The sequence below is a fragment of the Rhodoplanes elegans genome (assembly GCF_016653355.1).
Lineage (GTDB): Bacteria > Pseudomonadota > Alphaproteobacteria > Rhizobiales > Xanthobacteraceae > Rhodoplanes > Rhodoplanes elegans.
In genome coordinates this window covers 1-19,222 of the sequence record NZ_NHSK01000038.1, presented here as the reverse complement: position 1 = coordinate 19,222, position 19,222 = coordinate 1, and the positions used below count along the sequence as shown (strand labels likewise).

At 70.0% G+C, this 19,222-nt stretch carries 16 protein-coding genes; 6 read left to right on the top strand and 10 right to left on the bottom strand.

The window, feature by feature from the left end:
• Positions 1-341: 341 nt before the first annotated feature.
• From CCR97_RS02635 to zapE, 5 genes are all read right to left on the bottom strand, one after another.
• Positions 342-617 (bottom strand): pepsin/retropepsin-like aspartic protease family protein, encoded by a 276-nt coding sequence (locus tag CCR97_RS02635; RefSeq protein WP_201159280.1) that lies wholly within the window; start codon positions 615-617, stop codon positions 342-344.
• A gap of 189 nt (positions 618-806) precedes the next feature.
• Positions 807-1,691, bottom strand: coding sequence for a succinate--CoA ligase subunit alpha (sucD, locus tag CCR97_RS02630; protein WP_111359277.1), 885 nt, complete (start codon positions 1,689-1,691; stop codon positions 807-809).
• Complete coding sequence (gene sucC, locus CCR97_RS02625; protein ID WP_111359276.1) at positions 1,691-2,860, bottom strand: ADP-forming succinate--CoA ligase subunit beta; 1,170 nt, start codon at positions 2,858-2,860, stop codon at positions 1,691-1,693. The genes sucD and sucC overlap by 1 nt, the downstream gene beginning before the upstream one ends.
• Before the next feature lie 130 nt (positions 2,861-2,990).
• Positions 2,991-3,956 (bottom strand): malate dehydrogenase, encoded by a 966-nt coding sequence (mdh, locus tag CCR97_RS02620; protein ID WP_111358096.1) that lies wholly within the window; start codon positions 3,954-3,956, stop codon positions 2,991-2,993.
• 232 nt (positions 3,957-4,188) lie between these two features.
• Positions 4,189-5,361, bottom strand: coding sequence for a cell division protein ZapE (gene zapE / locus CCR97_RS02615; RefSeq protein ID WP_111358095.1), 1,173 nt, complete (start codon positions 5,359-5,361; stop codon positions 4,189-4,191).
• Between the two features lie 360 nt (positions 5,362-5,721).
• Here zapE and CCR97_RS02610 point away from each other — a divergent pair, with 360 nt between their 5' ends.
• Entirely contained in the window at positions 5,722-6,357 is a 636-nt protein-coding gene (locus CCR97_RS02610; RefSeq protein ID WP_170145911.1) for a GNAT family N-acetyltransferase, read from the top strand.
• Here CCR97_RS02610 and thpR read toward each other — a convergent pair.
• Both thpR and CCR97_RS02600 read right to left on the bottom strand, forming a co-directional pair.
• Complete coding sequence (gene thpR, locus CCR97_RS02605; RefSeq protein ID WP_111358093.1) at positions 6,312-6,875, bottom strand: RNA 2',3'-cyclic phosphodiesterase; 564 nt, start codon at positions 6,873-6,875, stop codon at positions 6,312-6,314. The two genes, CCR97_RS02610 and thpR, sit on opposite strands and share 46 nt — an antisense overlap.
• 143 nt (positions 6,876-7,018) lie before the next feature.
• Positions 7,019-7,651, bottom strand: a complete 633-nt coding sequence (locus tag CCR97_RS02600; protein ID WP_201159279.1) for an arylesterase — start codon at positions 7,649-7,651, stop codon at positions 7,019-7,021.
• 220 nt (positions 7,652-7,871) lie between these two features.
• On the opposite strand from CCR97_RS02600, the gene CCR97_RS02595 reads away from it, so the two are divergent.
• From CCR97_RS02595 to CCR97_RS02580, 4 genes are all read left to right on the top strand, one after another.
• Positions 7,872-8,633: an ABC transporter ATP-binding protein gene (locus tag CCR97_RS02595; RefSeq protein ID WP_111358091.1), complete on the top strand. Its 762-nt coding sequence runs from the start codon at positions 7,872-7,874 to the stop codon at positions 8,631-8,633.
• A complete protein-coding gene (locus CCR97_RS02590; protein WP_111358090.1) occupies positions 8,630-11,218 on the top strand; it encodes an ABC transporter permease in 2,589 nt (862 codons plus the stop codon). The genes CCR97_RS02595 and CCR97_RS02590 overlap by 4 nt, the downstream gene beginning before the upstream one ends.
• Before the next feature lie 238 nt (positions 11,219-11,456).
• Positions 11,457-12,278, top strand: coding sequence for a Bax inhibitor-1/YccA family protein (locus CCR97_RS02585; protein ID WP_111358089.1), 822 nt, complete (start codon positions 11,457-11,459; stop codon positions 12,276-12,278).
• A gap of 285 nt (positions 12,279-12,563) precedes the next feature.
• Positions 12,564-13,325, top strand: a complete 762-nt coding sequence (locus CCR97_RS02580; RefSeq protein ID WP_111358088.1) for a Bax inhibitor-1/YccA family protein — start codon at positions 12,564-12,566, stop codon at positions 13,323-13,325.
• 99 nt (positions 13,326-13,424) lie between these two features.
• Here the strand turns inward: CCR97_RS02580 and CCR97_RS02575 are convergent, their stop codons facing one another.
• The 3 genes from CCR97_RS02575 to acnA all read right to left on the bottom strand — a co-directional run bounded on the left by CCR97_RS02575 (position 13,425) and on the right by acnA (position 18,226).
• On the bottom strand, positions 13,425-13,808 hold the full coding sequence (locus tag CCR97_RS02575) for a DUF2794 domain-containing protein (protein ID WP_111359385.1): 384 nt from the start codon (positions 13,806-13,808) through the stop codon (positions 13,425-13,427).
• 432 nt (positions 13,809-14,240) lie between these two features.
• Positions 14,241-15,203: a DUF1223 domain-containing protein gene (locus CCR97_RS02570; RefSeq protein WP_201159278.1), complete on the bottom strand. Its 963-nt coding sequence runs from the start codon at positions 15,201-15,203 to the stop codon at positions 14,241-14,243.
• A gap of 317 nt (positions 15,204-15,520) precedes the next feature.
• Positions 15,521-18,226 (bottom strand): aconitate hydratase AcnA, encoded by a 2,706-nt coding sequence (gene acnA, locus CCR97_RS02565; RefSeq protein WP_111359384.1) that lies wholly within the window; start codon positions 18,224-18,226, stop codon positions 15,521-15,523.
• 225 nt (positions 18,227-18,451) lie between these two features.
• Between acnA and ccmA the strand changes: the two genes are divergently transcribed.
• Positions 18,452-19,057 carry a heme ABC exporter ATP-binding protein CcmA gene (gene ccmA, locus CCR97_RS02560; protein ID WP_111359383.1) on the top strand — a complete coding sequence of 202 codons (606 nt, stop codon included), beginning with the start codon at positions 18,452-18,454 and terminating at the stop codon, positions 19,055-19,057.
• The last annotated feature ends 165 nt before the right edge of the window (positions 19,058-19,222 follow it).

Sequence of the window (19,222 nt, the reverse complement as noted above, 5' to 3'; positions counted from 1 at the left end):
AGGAGAATCGGGGTAGAAGCGAATATTGATTCACATTAGTGGACGGCGGTTCGGAAATCGCATCGCCGAGCAGGCCCGGACCGCATCGCGGGGGACCGGACGCGCCTCGCCATGTCGCCCCTGCGCCGGCGCGCCCGTCCGCCCGACCCGACGGCCGGGTCGGGCGATCCAGGGCGCCGCCGCCGGAGCTGGGCGGTCGGGATCGTGGACCGTGGCCGTGAACCGAGGGTGAAAACGTTTCCAACGAGAGAGACGAGAGACGCTCGGCGTCTCGCAGAGGGCGGGTGCCGTCGGCCAGGCTCGGCGCGGAGCCGGGCCCACCGGCCGGCCGCCGACAAGCGTCAGTCGCGGACGCCCTTGGCGATCGAGACGGCGAGATTCGGGTTGGCCGGGTTGGGGATCACGTCGCGGGTCGCCGGGACGACGACGAGGTCCATGTCCTCCATCGGGATGGCGCCGAGCAGCACCTCGGTGCCGAGCACCATCGCCCCGGCGACGCCCCGGCGGTTGGCGACCGAGACCAGGATGGGGCCGACATAGGGCACGCGCCGGCGCGACCCGTCGGCGACCGTGACCTCGCGGCGATCGAGCTCGTCCAGCTCCAGCTGGAGGGCCACATGCTCCGGAATGCAGAGATGGAGCGCCCCGGTATCGGCGAGCGCCGGCGCCTCGACGGCCGCGAGGTCCGGCCGCCGGGCGTTCTCGAGGCGAACCAGCGTGCTCGGCGGTCACATGACGGACCTCATCGAAAAGCAAACGGCGCCGGCCCAGGGGACCGGCGCCGCGAGCCTCGAGAATCGAGCCTACTACTTCTTCAGGATCTCGGCGAGCGTGGTGCCGAGGCGCGCCGGCGACGGCGACACCTTGATGCCGGCCGCTTCCATCGCGGCGATCTTGCTCTTGGCGTCGCCCTTGCCGCCCGCGATGATCGCGCCGGCATGGCCCATGCGGCGGCCGGGGGGCGCCGTCACGCCGGCGATGAAGCCGACCATCGGCTTCTTACGGCCGCGCTTCGCCTCGTCGATGATGAACTGCGCCGCGTCCTCCTCGGCCGAGCCGCCGATCTCGCCGATCATGATGATCGACTCGGTCTTCGGGTCGGCCAGGAACTTCTCCAGCATGTCGATGAACTCGGTGCCCTTCACCGGGTCGCCGCCGATGCCGACCGCGGTGGTCTGGCCGAGGCCGACCTGGGTGGTCTGGAACACCGCCTCGTAGGTGAGGGTGCCGGAGCGCGACAGCACGCCGACCGAGCCGGGCTTGAAGATGTTGCCCGGCATGATGCCGATCTTGCACTCGCCCGCGGTGAGCACGCCCGGGCAGTTCGGACCGATCAGGCGGGACTTGGAGCCGTCGAGCGCCCGCTTCACCTTCACCATGTCGAGCACCGGAATGCCCTCGGTGATGCAGACGATCAGCGGAATCTCGGCCTGGATGGCCTCGCAGATCGCGTCGGCGGCGCCGGGCGGCGGGACGTAGATGACCGAGGCGTCGGCGCCGGTCTTCTCGCGCGCCTCGGCGACGGTGTCGAACACCGGCAGGCCGAGATGGGTCGAGCCGCCCTTCCCGGGCGAGGTGCCGCCGACCATCTTGGTCCCGTAGGCGATCGCCTGCTCGGAATGGAAGGTGCCGTTCTTGCCGGTGAAGCCCTGGCAGATGACCTTGGTGTTCTTGTCGATCAGGATGGACATCAGGCGTTCCCCCGCACGGCCTTGACGATCTTCTGGGCGGCGTCGTCGAGATCGTCGGCCGACACGACGTTGAGGCCCGAGTCGGCGATGATCTTCTTGCCGAGCTCGACATTGGTGCCCTCGAGCCGCACCACCAGCGGCACCGCGAGTCCGACCTCCTTGACGGCCGCGCACACCCCCTCGGCCAGCACGTCGCACTTCATGATGCCGCCGAAGATGTTGATCAGGATGCCCTTCACCTTCGGGTCGGCGGTGATGATCTTGAACGCCTCGGTGACGCGCTCCTTGGAGGCGCCGCCGCCGACGTCGAGGAAGTTGGCCGGCTCCTCGCCGTACAGCTTGATGATGTCCATGGTCGCCATGGCGAGACCGGCGCCGTTGACCATACAGCCGATGTTACCGTCGAGCGCGACGTAGGAGAGCTCGTGCTTGGAGGCCTCGATCTCCTTCTCGTCCTCCTCGGTCAGGTCGCGCAGCGCCACGATGTCGGGATGGCGATAGAGCGCGTTGCCCTCGAACGAGATCTTGGCGTCGAGGCAGATCAGCTTGCCGTCCTTGGTGACGACCAGCGGATTGATCTCGAGCATGCTCATGTCCTTGGCGACGAAGGCCCCGTAGAGCTTCGTCACCAGCACCTCGGCCTGCTTGGCGAGGTCGCCCTTCAGCCCCAGCGCCTGGGCGATGCGGCGGCCGTGATGCGGCATGACGCCGGTCGCCGGATCGACCGAGAACGAGACGATCTTCTCGGGCGTCTCGGCGGCGACGTGCTCGATGTCCATGCCGCCTTCGGTCGACACCACGAAGGAGATGCGGCCGGTGCCGCGATCGACCAGCGCGGAGAGATAGAACTCCTTGTCGATCGCCGAGCCTTCCTCGATGTAGAGCCGGTGCACCTCTTTTCCGCGCGGCCCCGTCTGGTGGGTCACCAGGGTCGAGCCGAGCAGGCGCTTGGCCTCCTTCTCGACGTCCTCGACGCTCTTCACGACCTTGACGCCGCCGGCCTTGCCGCGGCCGCCGGCGTGGATCTGCGCCTTCACCACCGTGACGGCGGAGGCGAGCTCCTTGGCCGCCTTGACGGCCTCGTCGACCGAGAAGGCCGCGACGCCGCGCGGCGTCGGCACCCCGAACTCGCGCAGCACCGCCTTCGCCTGGTATTCGTGAATGTTCATGCCACACCCCCGCTCGCGTCCGGCGGCGCCGGACGGCGTTGCCACGCTTCAGTGTCTCGGTTCGGGGCGCCGGGCCGGAAGCCCGCGCGCCCCGAGGTCGCTGTCGAAAGGTCGTGTCGTCCGGGCCGCGTCAGGCCGCGAGGTCGGGCGCGATCTTCTTGCAGGCGTCGATCAGGCCCTTCACGGCGTCGGCCGACTTGTCGAAGGCGGCGCGGTCGCCACCGGCCAGCTCGATCTCGACGATGCGCTCGACGCCCTTGGCGCCGATCACCACCGGCACGCCCACATAGGTGTCCTTCAGGCCGTACTCGCCGGCGAGATGGACGGCGCAGGGCAGCACCCGCTTCTTGTCGCGCAGATAGCTCTCGGCCATGGCGATCGCCGAGGCGGCCGGCGCGTAGAAGGCCGAGCCGGTCTTGAGCAGGTTGACGATCTCGGCGCCGCCGTTGCGGGTGCGGTCGATGATCGCGTCGAGGCGGGCCTGGGTGGTCCAGCCCATCTTGACGAGGTCGGGCAGCGGGATGCCGGCGACGGTCGAGTACTTGGCGAGCGGCACCATGGTGTCGCCGTGGCCGCCGAGCACGAAGGCCGTCACGTCCTCGACCGACACGTTGAACTCGTCGGCCAGGAAGTAGCGGAAGCGCGCCGAGTCGAGCACGCCGGCCATGCCGACGACCATGTTCTTCGGCAGGCCCGAGTACTTCTGCAGCGCCCACACCATCGCGTCGAGCGGGTTGGTGATGCAGATCACGAAGGCGTTCGGCGCGTACTTGCGGATGCCGGAGCCGACCTGCTCCATCACCTTCAGATTGATGCCGAGGAGATCGTCGCGGCTCATGCCGGGCTTGCGCGGCACGCCCGCCGTGACGATGCAGACCGAGGCGCCCTCGATCGCCTCGTAGGAGTTGGTGCCGGCGTAACGGGCGTCGAAACCGTCGACGGGCGAGGACTCGGCGATGTCCAGGGCCTTGCCCTGGGGAATTCCTTCGGCGATGTCGAACATCACGACGTCGCCGAGCTCCTTCAGCCCGACGAGATGGGCCAGCGTGCCACCGATCTGACCTGCGCCGATCAATGCGATTTTGTGCCGTGCCATTGTGGGGAAGTCCTCGAACTTTTGCTGTCCGGTGGGGGTTTCGGGTGTTATCGCGTTCCCGCGGTGCGTTCAAGTCGCGCCCCGCCGTCGCGACCGTATTCGCACCCCGGGCCTAATTCGCGCGACCAGCGGCGCGCGAAACCCTCGGTCGACAGTTCCTCCCGGGCGCGTCCGCCCGGCCGCTCCAGCCGCCCCGCCGCGGCGGGGCGAGGTGTCATCAGGTCCCGGTCCGTCACGTCTCGACGAGGCCGGCGGTGTCGCCCGACATGGTGCCGCGCTGGCCGTGCGGCAGCTCGAGATAGCTCTCCGATCCCATCTCGATCAGCCGCGACACGGTGCGCTTGAACTCGTTCGCCTCGTAGCCGACGGTCGCGTGATAGAGCTCCTCCGGCTCCGCCTCGGCCGAGGCGACCAGCTTGACGCCGTGATCGTAGAGCATGTCGATCAGCGCGATGAAGCGCTTGGCCTCGTTGCGCTTGGCGAAGTCCATCACCGGCACGCGGTCGAGCACCAGCGTGTGGAACTCGTGGGCGATGCGCAGATAATCGGAGGCGCCGAGCGGCTGCTCGCACAGATCGCGGAAGCTGAAGCGGGCCGCGCCCATGCCGGCGCGCGGCACTTTCACGACGCGGCCCTTCACGGTCATGGTGTGGTGCGTGGTCTCGTGGCCGCCGGTCAGCCGGTGCCAGGCGTCGTCGAGCGCCGCATCCGCCCTGGCGTCGGCGGGCGTGTGCCACACCGGCACGCCGGCGAGCTTCTCGCGGCGATAGTCGGTGCGGGCATCGAGCCGCAGCACCTCCATGTGCTCCTTCAGGAGCCCGATGAAGGGGACGAACAGGGCGCGGTTGAGCCCGTCCTTGTAGAGCTCGTCCGGCACCACGTTGGAGGTCGCCACCACCACGACGCCGCGCTCGAACAGCTTCGTGAACAGCCGTCCGAGGATCATGGCGTCGGCGATGTCGGTGACGTGGAACTCGTCGAAGCACAGGAGCCACGCCTCGGCGGCGAGATCGGCGGCGGTCAGCGCGATCGGGTCGCCGCCCGTGATCTCGCCGGCTTTGAGGCGGCGGCGATAGACGTGCACGCGCTCGTGGACGTCGGCCATGAACTCGTGGAAGTGGGCGCGGCGGCGCTTCTCGGTCGGGCTCGTCGCGTAGAACAGGTCCATCAGCATGGTCTTGCCGCGACCGACCTCGCCGTGAAGGTAGAGCCCGCGCACGAACGGTGGGCGCTTGGTCTCGCGGCCGCCGAACAACCAGCCCAGCGCCGAGGACTTCTTGGCGATCCGCTCGGTGGCGAGCCGCTCCTGCAGGGCCCCGAGCGCCTCGACGACGCGCCCCTGGGCGCGGTCGCGCTCGATCTCTCCGGCCGCGACGAGGGCGGCGTATCGCTCGATGATGGACAATCAGCGTTCCGGGTCGCGGGATCGGGTTTCGTTTAGCCGGCGGAGCGGCCGATCCACAAGCACGATGTTCATGATTCACTCCGCGACCGGCACCGGTGGCGGGGTGGAGCATCGGACGGAACGCCGCATGCAACTTTTGTCTATAAGCATTCGCGCATAACGAGAATCCCCTCGACCCTTACGACAGATCAAATTCCCGGAATACCAGCGTTGCGATAGTGACCCCTGGCGTCGGGGGACGCCGTACTTATGTTGCAGTGCAACAAAAGTCGTCGGACCGAGAGTCCGGTCCGGGACAGTCCGGACGTGCACGGGGAAACGCCGGGGACCGAAGACGCGCAAGCGCAGGAGACCCCCGGAATGCAGGAAGTGTTCATCGAAGGCGGATTGATCCGCAAGCTGTGGCCGATCGAGGCGCGCACCTATCGCGAGCACCTGTTGCGGCTCGACGCCGAGAGCCGCCGCAACCGTTTCGGCGGCGCCGTCTCGGACGAGATGATCCGCAGCTACGCGAAGACGATCGACGCCGACACGATCATTCACGGCTTCTTCGTGGACGGGACGCTGCGCGGCGCCGCCGATCTGCGGCTCATCCCGCCGGCGACCAGCCACGAGGCCGAGGCGGCGTTCAGCGTCGAGCGGCCCTGGCAGAGCCACGGCGTCGGCTCCGCCCTCCTCGAGCGCTGCCTGCTGGTCGCCCGCAACCGCGGCATCAAGCTGATGCACGTCGCCTGCATGTCCGAGAACCACCGGATGCAGCAGCTCGCGCGCAAGTTCGAGGCCGAATTCTCGTTCGATTTCGGCACCGTGGTCGGCAAGGTGCAGAACGCCCGGCCGACGCCCCTGTCGGTGATGCGCGAGATCCTCACCGACGGGCACAGCCTCGCGGCGGCGTATTTCGACTTCCAGGTCCGCCTGCTGCGCCCGACGGCCGGCGGGGCCGCGGCGGCTCAGCCCTCCGCCGGGCCGGCGAGCGCCTCCGCCCGCAACGGATAGGCGGCTTCGACCACATAGGGGCCGCCGCCCGTCGAGGCGCGCGACGACATCAGCACGAATCGCTCGACCGGGAACGCGGCCGAGCGGAAGTCCGCCCGGGCCGCCAGATAGTCGGCGACCTGGCGCGCCGAGGTCTGGCGCAGCCGCGCCAACGTGACGTGCGGCGAGAACTTCCGCCCCTCGGCCGGGATCCCGATTCGCCGCATCAGCCGCTCGTGCTCGGCCTGCAGCTCGACGAGCGGCGGGACGGCCGGCGCCGCGGCGAAGACGGCGCGCGGCTTGCGCCCCCCGAAGGCGTCGAGCCCGTCGAGCACGAGGTCGAAGGCGGCGCGCCGCACCCCGGCGAGCACCTGGACGATGTCGTTCGCCAGCGCGTCGTCGATGTCGCCGATGAAGCGCAGCGTCAGGTGGTAGTTTTCGGGGTCGATCCAGCGGGCCCCCGGCAGGCCGCCGCGCAGCATCGACAGCCGCTCGCCGACGGCGGGGGGTATCTCCAGGGCCGTGAACAATCTGGGCATCGCTTTCGTCCGGGTTTCATTCTCCGGTCATTCCGGGGCGCGGGCCGAAGGCACGCGAACCCGGACTCCAGCGTGGATCGCGGTCGATGTCGCTGGAGTCCGGGTCCGGCGCGGTGCGCCGGCCCGGAAAGACGGCGCCGTCGTCACTTGCCGTCGCGGCGGGCGGCGGCGCGGCCGACCAGCTCCTCGACCTTGGGCAGGATGCGCTCGACGATGACGGCGATGCCCTTGGCCTCGGGATGCATCCCGTCGCGCTGGTTGAGGCCGCGCTCGGCCGCCACCCCGTCCAGGAAGAACGGATAGAACAGCACGTCGTGCTTTTCGGCCAGCTCGGGGAAGATCCGGTCGAAGGCCTGCTTGAACTCCGGCCCCATGTTGGGCGGCGCCAGCATGCCGGCGAGCAGCACCGGGAGGCCGCGCGCCTTCAGCCGGGTCAGGAGCTCGTCCAGCGCCGTGCGGGTGATCGCCGGGTCGGTGCCGCGCAGCGCATCGTTGGCGCCGAGCTCGACGATCACGCCGTCGACGTCGTCGCCGACTGCCCAGTCGAGCCGGGCGAGGCCGTCGGTCGCCGTGTCGCCCGACACGCCGGCATTGACCACCGTGACGGGCCGGGGCGTGCGACCGTTCGCCGCGAGCGCCTTCTCCAGCCGCACCGGGAACGAGTCGGCGGGCGGCAGGCCGTAGCCGGCGGTGAGCGAATCCCCGAGCGCGACGATCTTCAGCGGGGCCGGCGTGGTCTGGGACGTTGTGGTCTGGGACGTTGTGGTCTGGGCCATGGCGCCTGACGTACCCGCCAAGGCGAGCAGCGTCACGCCGGCGAGCCCGGCGACCAGGGCGGCGAGCCGGCCCGGCTGGACCCGGCGTCCCGGCGTCCCATATGAGGGAGGCTGCCGTCGCGCCCGGACAAGACCGTCCCGGGACCGCGCCGGCGCTGGGGCGCGGCCGACCGGCACTCCCGTCTCCTCCCGCCACGGACGGCGCAGCACAGACCCGACGATGGACGACACAAGCTCCAAGACCACACGCACCGAGATCATTCGCTCCCTCGCACCCGCCATCTCGCTGTCCGGCGTCGACCTGTCGCTCGGCCGGGATGCGGCGCGGGTCCACATCCTGAAAGACATCGCCCTGGATATAGGGCGTGGCGAAGCGATAGGCCTCACCGGACCGTCGGGGTCGGGCAAATCGACGCTGCTGATGGTGATGGCGGGGCTCGAGCGGCCGGATTCCGGCGCCGTCCGGGTCGACGGCACCGATCTCGGCGGCCTCGACGAGGACGCGCTGGCGCGGTTCCGCGGCCGCAAGATCGGCATCGTGTTCCAGTCCTTCCACCTGATCCCGACCATGACGGCGATCGAGAACGTCGCCGTGCCGCTGGAGCTGGCCGGGAATCGCGACGCCTTCGACATCGCCCGCGGCGAGCTCGCCGCGGTGGGGCTCGGCGAGCGGCTCGGCCATTACCCGTCCCAGCTCTCCGGCGGCGAGCAGCAGCGCGTCGCGCTCGCCCGCGCCCTCGCCCCCGCGCCGTCGATCCTGGTCGCCGACGAGCCGACCGGCAATCTCGACGAGGCGACGGGGCGCGGCATCGTCGACCTGATGTTCGCCGGCCAGGCCGAGCGCGGCATGACCTTGGTGCTGGTCACCCACGATCCCGGGCTCGCGGCGCGCTGCGACCGTGTCGTGCGCATGCGCTCCGGCCGCATCGATGCCGACACGGCGGCCGGCCGGGCCGGCGCTTCCGCGGTGGCCGCCCAATGACGGCGGCCGACGCGACCGTCGACGCCGCGCCGACCCGCTCCGGCACGGTCGCGCGCTGGCGCACGCTGCTGCGCATCGCGACCCGCGACCTGCGCGGCGGCCTCGCCGGCTTCTCGGTCTTCATCGCCTGCATGGCGCTCGGCGTGATGACCATCGCGGGCGTCGGCTCGATCTCGCGCAGCCTGTCCGAGGGCATCGCCCAGCAGGGCCGCGCGATCCTCGGCGGCGACATCTCGTTCAACCTCGTGCAGCGCGAGGCGAGCCCGGACGAGCGGGCCTTCATCGCCGCGAGCGGCGACCTCTCGGTCGCGGCCGCCATGCGGGCGCTCGCCCGCACGCCGGACGGCAAGTCGACGCTGGTCGAGCTGAAGGCCGTCGACGCCGCCTACCCGCTCTACGGGCAGGTCGAGACCGACCCGCCGGCGCCGCTGGCGGCCCTGCTGGCCCGCGACGGCGACGCCTACGGGGCCGTGGTCGATCCGCTGCTGCTGGCGCGGCTCGGGCTCGAGCGCGGCGCCCGGGTGACGGTCGGCTCGGCCACGCTGGTGCTCAACGGCAGCATGGTGCGCGAGCCCGACCGGCTCGCCGGCGGGGTCGGCTTCGGGCCGCGCGTGCTGGTGAGCGAGGATGCGCTGCGCGCCTCCGGGCTCCTCCAGCCCGGCAGCCTGGTGCGCTGGCTCTATCGCGTGCGGCTCGCCGGCGATCCGATCGCCGCGTCCGAGGCCGTCGAGACGGCCGCCAACAAGCGCTTCCCGTCGGCCGGGTGGGAGGTGCGGGCGAGCGGCAACGCCTCGCCGGCCCTCGAGCGCAACATCGACCGCTTCACCCAGTTCCTGACCCTGGTCGGCCTCACCGCCCTGCTGGTCGGCGGCGTCGGAGTCGCCAACTCGACCCGCCACTATCTCGACCGCAAGCGCGACACCATCGCCACGCTGAAGTCGCTCGGCGCCACCGGCGGCCAGGTGGTCGGGCTCTACTTTGCGCAGATTCTGCTGCTCGCCGCGATCGGCGGCGGGATCGGCCTGCTGCTCGGCGCCGCCCTGCCCTTCGCGATCGCCGGCGCGCTCGGTGCCGTCCTGCCGCTGCCGCTCGCGCCGACGCTGCATCTCGACGTGCTGGCCCTGTCGCTGCTGTACGGGCTCCTCACCGCGATCGCCTTCGCGGCGTGGCCGCTCGGCCGCGCCCACGACGTGCCGGTCTCGGCGCTGTTCCGCGACGCCGTGACGCCCGACCAGCGTCGCCCGCGCCGGCGCTACATGGTGGCGACCGCACTCGCCGCGTCGGCGCTCGCGGCGCTCGCCATCGGCGCCTCCTACGACCGGCGCATCGCGCTCGCCTTCGTCGGATCGGCGGTCGCGGTGCTGCTGCTGCTGCGTCTCGTCGCCACCGCCGTGATGGCGGCGGCGCGGCGCGCGCCGCGGGCGCGGTCGGCGGTGCTGCGGCTCGCCGTCGCCAACATCCACCGGCCGGCCGCCCTGACCCCCACCGTCGTCATCTCGCTCGGGCTCGGCATGGCGCTGCTCGTCACCATCCTGCAGGTCGACGGCAATCTGCGCCACCAGCTCACCGCGACGCTGCCCGAGCGGGCGCCGTCCTTCTTCTTCCTCGACATCCCGACCCGCGACGGCGACCGCTTCGACGCGCTGGTGAAGGCCCGCGGCGAGGTCGCGACCCTGGAGCGCGTGCCGATGCTGCGCGGTCGCATCGTCGCGGCGAACGGCGTCAAGGCCGAGGACCTGAAGATCCGCCCCGACGCCGCCTGGGCGATGACGGGCGACCGCGGCATCACCTATGCGGGCACGGTGCCGGCGGGCTCGCGCGTCGTCGAAGGAACCTGGTGGGGCGAGGACTATCGCGGCCCGCCGCTCCTCTCGCTGGAGAAGCGCATCGCCGAGGGCATCGGCCTGAAGCTCGGCGACACGCTCACCGTGAACGTGCTCGGCCGCGACATCACGGCGCGCATCGGCAACATCCGCACCGTCGACTGGCAGTCGCTCGGCATCAACTTCGTGCTGGTCTTCTCGCCCGGCGCCTTCGCCGGGGCCCCGCACACCGACATCGCCACCGTGACGTTCCGGGACGGCGGCACGCCGGCCGAGGAGGCGGCGCTCCTGAACGCGGTGGCGCAGGGCTTCCCGGCCATCACGCCGGTGCCGGTCAAGGACGCGCTCGGCGAGGTCGCGCGCGTCGTCGGCAATCTCGCGCGCGCCGTGCAGGGAGCGAGCGGCATCACGCTGCTCTCCGCCGTCCTGGTGCTGGCCGGCGCGCTCGCCGCCGGGCACCGTCACCGGGTCTACGACGCCGTGGTGCTCAAGACGCTCGGCGCCACCCGCCGGCAGCTCGTCGGAGCCTACCTTATCGAATACCTGCTGATCGGCGCCGCCGCGGTCGTGTTCGGCATGCTGGCCGGCTCGATCGCCGGGTGGCGTATCGTCGCGGGGCTGATGAACCTGCCCTTCGTCTGGCAGGCCGTTCCCGCCCTGATGGCGGCGCTCGGCGCGCTCGCCGTGACGGTCGCGTGCGGCCTCGTTGGCACCGTCGCGGCGCTGGGGCGCAAGCCCGCCGGCGTGTTGAGGGCTCTTTAACCATTCGGCTGCGAGGTGAGGCCGCGACGGCTTCGGCCGCCGCGGCTTTGCGACAACACGCCGCGACACAAATGCCGGTTGGGCCAAGCAAATTCGCGGTTTGCGACAATCCGTCGCCGACGCGCCGGAGCGGCCGCTCGCATATAATGGGCACACATCGAGCCACCCCATCCCGGCGGCTCGACCCGCGGGGCGACACGCCGCGGATTGGCGGACAACACGAGAAGGGGGTTCGACGATGTCGGACTACGAGCGTCAAACGATCGGGGCGGCCTACGGGACGGTGCCGCGTGCCGAGGCAGCGGCCATCGACGCCGGTCTGCGCGCCTACATGCTGCGCGTCTACAACTACATGGTCCTGGGCCTCGCGATCACCGGCCTCGCCGCGCTCGGCATCTACATGCTCTCGGTGACGGGCGACCCGGCCTCCGCGGCCCGCGCGGTGATGCGCGGCGGCGTCGAGGGCCCGGCCCGCATCGGCAGCATGTACCTGACCCCGATCGGCTACGCCGTGTTCGTGTCGCCGCTGAAGTGGCTCGTGATGCTGGCCCCGCTCGGCCTCGTCTTCGCGCTGTCCTTCGGCGTCGAGCGCATGCGCCCGGCGACCGCCCAGATGCTGTTCTGGGTCTATGCCGCACTGGTCGGCCTGTCGCTCGGCTCGATCTTCATGGTGTTCACCCACACCTCGATCGTGCGGGTGTTCTTCATCACGGCCGCCTCGTTCGGCGCGCTCGGCCTGTGGGGCTACACGACCCAGAAGGACCTGTCCGGAATGGGCTCGTTCTTGATCATGGGCCTGTTCGGCATCATCATCGCGAGCCTGGTGAACATCTTCCTCGGCTCGACCATGATGCAGTTCATCATCTCGGTGATCGGCGTGCTGGTCTTCGCCGGCCTCACCGCCTACGACACCCAGCGTCTGAAGAACGAGTACATCTACGGCGCCATGGAGGGCGATGTGATGGAGCGCTCCGCCATCATGGGCGCGCTGTCGCTCTACCTGAACTTCATCAACCTCTTCACCATGCTGCTGCAGCTCTTCGGGCAGCGCGAGGAGTGACGCGGCGGCGCCACGAAAGCGTCGTTCGACCGACCGGGGCCGCCACGCGGCCCCGGTTCGCTTTTGGGCGCCGGGCACCTCGTGGCGGCCCGCCGAACCGTCCCGCCGGGGCGCTCGCCGGCGCCGAAAAGCGTTTACGACGTCGCCCGATGGCGAAAATGTCATGCGGCGTGACGCCCCGGCGGGCTTCACCGCGACGCGCCGGCGTCCTACATTCCGGCCAGGTTTGATGGGTGCGGGCTCCCCCCGAGCCCGCCCTCGGGTGGACAGAAAGGATCTTCCCCCATGTCGGACTTCGATCGCCATACCATCGCGTCCCGCGGCTATGCGGGCGACCGCGCCGCCGCGGTCGATGCGGGCCTGCGCGCCCACATGATCACGGTCTACAACTACATGGCGCTCGGCGTGGCGCTCACCGGCATCACGGCGTGGCTGACCTACAGCATGGCGGTCGTGACCGACGCGGCCGGCAACATCACGGGCCTCACCGCGTTCGGGCAGACGCTGTTCGGCAGCCCGCTGATGTGGGTGCTGGTGCTCGCTCCGCTCGGCCTGGTGTTCTTCCTGAGCTTCCGGATCAACAGCCTGCAGGCCGGAACGGCCCGCACGCTGTTCTTCGTCTATGCCGGCCTGCTCGGCCTGTCGCTCGCCTCGATCTTCATGGTCTACACGGCGGCGTCGATCACCCGGGTGTTCTTCATCTCGGCCGCTGCCTTCGGGGCGCTGAGCCTGTGGGGCTACACGACCCAGAAGGACCTCTCGGGCATGGGCTCGTTCCTGATCATGGGCCTGTTCGGCCTGATCATCGCGAGCCTCGTCAACATCTTCCTGAAGTCGAGCGGGCTCGACTGGGCCCTGTCGGTCGCCGGCGTCCTGATCTTCGCCGGGCTCACCGCCTGGGACACCCAGAAGATCAAGGAGATGTACGACGTGAACGACGACGGCACGCTGGCCGGCCGCAAGGCCGTGATGGGCGCGCTCTCGCTCTATCTCGACTTCATCAACCTGTTCCTGATGCTGCTCCGCCTGGTCGGCGACCGCCGCTGACGCGGCCCACAGCAGCCGGGACACGCTCCCGAGACGAAACGCCCCGGCCCGCGCCGGGGCGTTTTCGTTTCCGCGACCGCGCGGTCGCGGCGTCTGCCCTCAGCTCACCACCCGCAGGCTGACCCGGTCGAGCTCGCGCAGCACGCGGTCGAGCTCGTGGCCGACCTTGACGATCAGCCCGGTGGCCGAGACGACCCGCCAGGCGCCCTGGCGGCGCGACAGCTTGGGATTCTTCTCGATGCGATAGAGCGGCACCTCGGCGGTGCGGCGGAACACCGAGAAGACGGCGCGGTCCTTGTGGAAGTCGATGGCGTAGTCGCGCCATTCGCCGGAGGCGACCTTGCGGCCGTAGAGGCCGAGAATGCGGCTGAGCTCGCGCTTGTTGAAGGTGACGCGGGACGGGGTGGCCGGGAACGGGGCGAGCACCGCTCCCTCGCCCCCGCGGGACTCGCTCGGGTCGCTGTCGCCAAGCTCGAGGCTCATCCGGCTCCTCCTGGTGAGTCATGTCGTCGTCCCGTCATGATCACCTTCGGGCTGGCGGAGAGCAAGGGCGTCCGGGACGACGTCCGGTCGCGGCCCGGCGGGCGCGCCGCGCCACCCCACGCCGTCCTCCGGCGGCGGCGCGGTCACGGCCTCTCACGGACCGATCACGCATTCGTCAATCGCTTCATAAGATTGCCGGAATTCGGCCTCGCCCCGGCCGAGCCGGGATGCGATCACATCACCATCGACCTTGGGTCCGGTCCGAGAAGAGAACCGGTTCCTCAGCCCCCCAGCCCCCCGGGCTCGTAAGGGCCGGACCCTGGCGTCGATGGACGGAACGGTTTCGGCCTCCGTCCGGGAGCATCCCGATAGACAGCAAAAGGGCCGGTCCTGCCGGCCCTTCTTTTTTTGTCCGGCGCGCGGGGCGCCTCGTCAGTGCAGGCGCTCGAAGGCGGCGCCGTAGATCGCGCCGGGCGCCTTGGCGCTGCCGCCCTGGATCAGCACCGCGACCGCGTCGATCTTCTCGCTGATCCGCTCGCTGCGCAGGTCGGCGACCGGCACCGACCAGGTGCGCTGCGCCCCGGTCCAGTCGCCGAGCTTCACCCAGCGGCGCACGACGTTGTTGTAGACGATGGTGCGGCCCTGGTTCTCGCCGCGACCGACCGCGACCTCGACGGCCGAGGTGACGCCGAGCAGCCAGACCTCGCCGGTGGTCGCCGGGACGGGCGCGCCGGTCCCGGCCGCCACGGCGGGACGCGCGCCTTCGGTGCTCACCGACACCTTGCCGTCGGCGACCGAAACGCGCACCGGAACCGACATCGCGATGCCCCGGGCGCGGCCGCGCGTCACCGCGGCCTCGATCGCCGTCCGGTCGCTGCCGAGCGCATGCACCGTGCCGTTGACGACCACCTGCGGCGTGTAGACGGAGCGGTCGCCGCGCGCCTGCGAGTAGGCGGTCTGGCGGGCCGTGTGGCGCGGATCGGCGAGCGTGTCCTTCCAGCCGAGATAGTCCCAGTAGGTGATCGGCAGGCTGACCGCGACCAGGGTGGGATCCTTCTTCAACTCGGCGAGCACCCGGTCGGCGGCCGGACAGGACGAGCAACCCTGGCTGGTGAAGAGCTCGACCACGCCGCGAATCTGGCCGCTGAGCGACGCCGGCAGCGCCGGGCTTGACTGGGCGGAGGAGAGCTGGGGGGCGCTGGTCGCCGCCGGCGGCGGTGTGGCGAGCGAGCGGGTCGCGGGCGCCTGCGCAGCGGGCGCCTGCGCAGCGGGCGCTTGGGCGGTGGGCGCCGGAGTCGGGACAGACGACTGGGCCCGCGCCGGAGCGATCACGAGGCCGGATCCGATCAGGCCGAGCACGAGACCGCCGGTCCATCGCGCGCGTCTCGTTCTCATGGTCGACCTCGTCATCCGAAAAGGCGCGACCGCGGGGGCGGCGCACCGGGCGGTCCGTTGCGACGGACCTGATGTTGTTGTCCTCGAAAGGCCTGCGGCGTCCGGAGGGCGCGGGGCGGCGACACGATCGTCACCGCACGACCTGGATAGTACGGCGTCGGCATAGGCCGCCACTCACTTCGGAGTGAGGCCGTGTTTGCGCGTAGCCACGCAGGATTGCACCGAATCGACCGGCGATTCGCGCGGCGATTCGGTTCGGTCGTGGACGAGGGGCCGCCGCGCGAGAACGGCGGCCGCTCGGTGATGCGGTCCGCCGATCAGGCGGCGAGCTGGCGCAGCACGTAGTGCAGGATGCCGCCGTTGCGGAAGTACTCGAGCTCGTCGAGCGTGTCGATCCGGCAGATCAGCGGCACCTTCTTCACCTTGCCGCCGGCCATGGTGATCTCGGCCTCGAGCGTCTGACGCGGCTTCAGGTCGGCGCCGAGCCCGCGCAGCGTGACCCGCTCGTCGCCCTTCAGCCCGAGCGACTGCCACGAGGTGCCCTCCTCGAACACCAGGGGCACGACGCCCATGCCGATCAGGTTGGAGCGATGGATGCGCTCGAACGACTGCGCGATCACGGCCCGGATGCCGAGCAGCACCGTGCCCTTGGCGGCCCAGTCACGCGACGAGCCGGTGCCGTACTCCTTGCCGGCGAACACCACGAGCGGGACGTTCTCGCTCTTGTAGCGCATCGCCGCGTCGTAGATCGGCATCTTCTCCTTCGACGGATAGTGGATCGTCACGCCGCCTTCGACGCCCGGCACCATCTGGTTCTTGATGCGGATGTTGGCGAAGGTGCCGCGCATCATCACCTCGTGATTGCCGCGCCGCGTGCCGTACTGGTTGAAGTCGACCGGCTTCACCTTGTGGTCGATCAGGTACTGGCCGGCCGGCGACGTCACCTTGATCGATCCCGCCGGCGAGATGTGGTCGGTGGTGATCGAGTCAAGGAACAGGCCGATGACGCGCGCCTCGACGATGTCGCTGGTCGCGCCCGGGGTCTTGCCCATGCCGGTGAAGTAGGGCGGGTTCTGCACGTAGGTCGAGCCGTTGTCCCACGCATAGGTGAGGCCGCCCTTGACCGAGATCTTGGCCCAGTTGGCGTCACCCTTGAACACGTCGGCGTACTTCTTGGCGAACAGCTGCTTCGTCACCGCCTTCTTGACGACCGCCGCGATCTCCTTGCTGGTCGGCCAGATGTCCTTGAGGAACACCTTCTTGCCGGCCTTGTCGACGCCGAGCGGGGTCTTCACCGGATCGAAGTTCATGTTGCCGGCGATGGCGTAGGCGACGACCAGCGGCGGCGAGGCGAGATAGTTCGCCCGCACGTCCGGATTGACCCGGCCCTCGAAGTTGCGGTTGCCCGACAGCACGGCCGCGGCGACCAGGTCGTTCTCGTTGATCGCCTTCGACACCTCGGCCGGCAGCGGACCCGAATTGCCGATGCAGGTGGTGCAGCCGAAGCCGACCAGGTTGAAGCCGAGCTTGTCGAGATCCTTCTGCAGGCCGGACTTGGCGAGATACTCGCCGACCACCTGCGAGCCGGGGGCGAGCGAGGTCTTCACCCACGGCTTCACCTTGAGGCCCTTGGCGACCGCTTTCTTGGCGACCAGGCCGGCGCCGAGCATGACGCTCGGGTTCGACGTGTTGGTGCACGACGTGATCGCCGCGATCACCACGTCGCCGTGGCCGAGGTCGTGATCACGTCCCTCGACCTCGACGCGCTTGCCGATCTCGCCCGGCTTGCCGAACTCCTCGGCGAGCGCCGCCTCGAAACCGGCCTTCACCTTCTTGAGCGGCACTCGGTCCTGCGGCCGCTTCGGGCCGGCGAGCGACGGCTCGACCTTGGCGAGGTCGAGCTTGAGCACCTCGGTGAACACCGGGTCCGGCGTGTTGCGGGTGCGGTACATGCCCTGCGCCTTGGCATAGGCCTTCACCAGCGCCACCCGGGCGGCGCTGCGGCCGGTGCCGGTGAGGAACGCCAGCGTGTCCTCGTCGACCGGGAAGAAGCCGCAGGTGGCGCCGTATTCGGGCGCCATGTTGCCGATGGTCGCGCGGTCGGCGATCGTCAGCCCGGCGAGGCCGGGGCCGAAGAACTCGACGAACTTGCCGACCACGCCCTTCTTGCGCAGCATCTGGGTGACGGTGAGGACGAGGTCGGTCGCCGTCACGCCCTCCTTGAGCTTGCCGTCGAGCCGGAAACCGACCACCTCGGGCAGCAGCATCGAGTAGGGCTGGCCGAGCATCGCGGCCTCGGCCTCGATGCCGCCGACGCCCCAGCCGAGAACCGAGAGGCCGTTGACCATGGTGGTGTGCGAATCGGTGCCGACCAGCGTGTCCGGATAGGCGATCTCGGCCTCGACGGTCTTGCCGCCGACCGTGGCCTTGCCCTTGGCGCTGAACACCGTCTGCGACAGGTATTCGAGATTGACCTGGTGGCAGATGCCGGTTCCCGGGGGCACCACGCGAAAATTCTCGAAGGAGCGCTGCGCCCACTTCAGGAACTTGTAGCGCTCCTGGTTCTGCTTGTACTCCTCGTCGACGTTCTTCTTGAAGGCGTCGTTCGAGCCGAAGAAGTTGATGATCACCGAGTGGTCGATGACCAGGTCGACCGGCACCAGCGGGTTGATCTTCTTCGGGTCGCCGCCGAGATTCTTCATCGCGTCGCGCATCGCCGCGAGGTCGACCACGGCCGGAACGCCGGTGAAGTCCTGCATCAGCACGCGGGCCGGACGGAACGCGATCTCACGCGACGAGGTGCGCTTCTTCAGCCAAGCGGCGACGGCCAGGATGTCGTCCTTGGTGACCGTGCGCCCGTCCTCGTGGCGCAGCAGGTTCTCGAGCAGCACTTTCATCGAGAAGGGCAGGCGGGAGATTCCCTTGAGCCCGTTCTTCTCTGCGACCGGCAGGCTGTAATACACGTAGCTCTTGTTGCCGACCTTGAGGGTTCGGGTGCACTTGAAGCTGTCGATTGCGGTCATGAGGGTGGGTTCCGTTCCGGCCGGGAGCCGGATGCCTGTCGACGAGAGCACCCCGTGGCGATAGTGATCGCCTGTGCGCGGCACCGGGCTGTCGTCTGGTGGGTGATGGGCACGGTGGCTGCTTATAAGAGCTTTCTTGGAATTCTGCTACATCGTCGCGATTCTAAACAAGTCAACGGGGGACGGAGACCGGCCGGGCCGGCTCCGGGGGCGGTCGAGACCGGGATGGACCTGATCGGAAGCGATCTCGCCTGCGTGCGGGGACAGCGCGAGATCTTCGCCGGGCTCGGCTTCCGGGCCGCCGGCGGCGAGGCCCTGCTGCTGGTCGGCCCGAACGGGGCGGGCAAGAGCTCGCTCCTGCGGCTGATCGCCGGGCTGGTCCGGCGCACCGCCGGCACGCTGACGCTCGACGGCGGCGATCCCGAGCTGACCGTGCCCGAGCAGGCCCACTATCTCGGCCACCAGGACGCCCTGAAGACGTCGCTGAGCGTCACCGAGAACCTCGCCTTCTGGATCGACTTCCTGGGCGGCGACCGCGGCCGCATCGACGCCGCGCTCGACGCCGTGGCGCTCGCCGAGATCGCCGACCTGCCGGCCGGCTTCCTGTCGGCCGGCCAGCGCCGGCGGCTGTCGATCGCCCGGCTGGTGGCTGTCGACAGGCCGGTGTGGCTGCTCGACGAGCCGACCGCGGCCCTCGACGTCGCCTCCCAGGCCCGCCTCGCCGGGTTGATGAAGGCGCATCTGTCCGGCGGCGGCATCGTCGTCGCCGCCACCCACGGTCCCCTCGGCCTCGACGACACCCGCGAGCTGCGGCTGGGAGGGGTGGCGTGAGGGCGGTTTCCGTCTATCGCTTTGCCTGCGGTCGGGGCTCACCCCCCTCCCTGGCCCTCCCCCACAAGGGGGGAGGGAACGCTGGAGGCGCCAGCGCTGTCTCTATGGCGCGGATGAATCACTCGAACGGGTGTGTTTCGGAGTCGCAGCAAGCCTCGGCCTGCT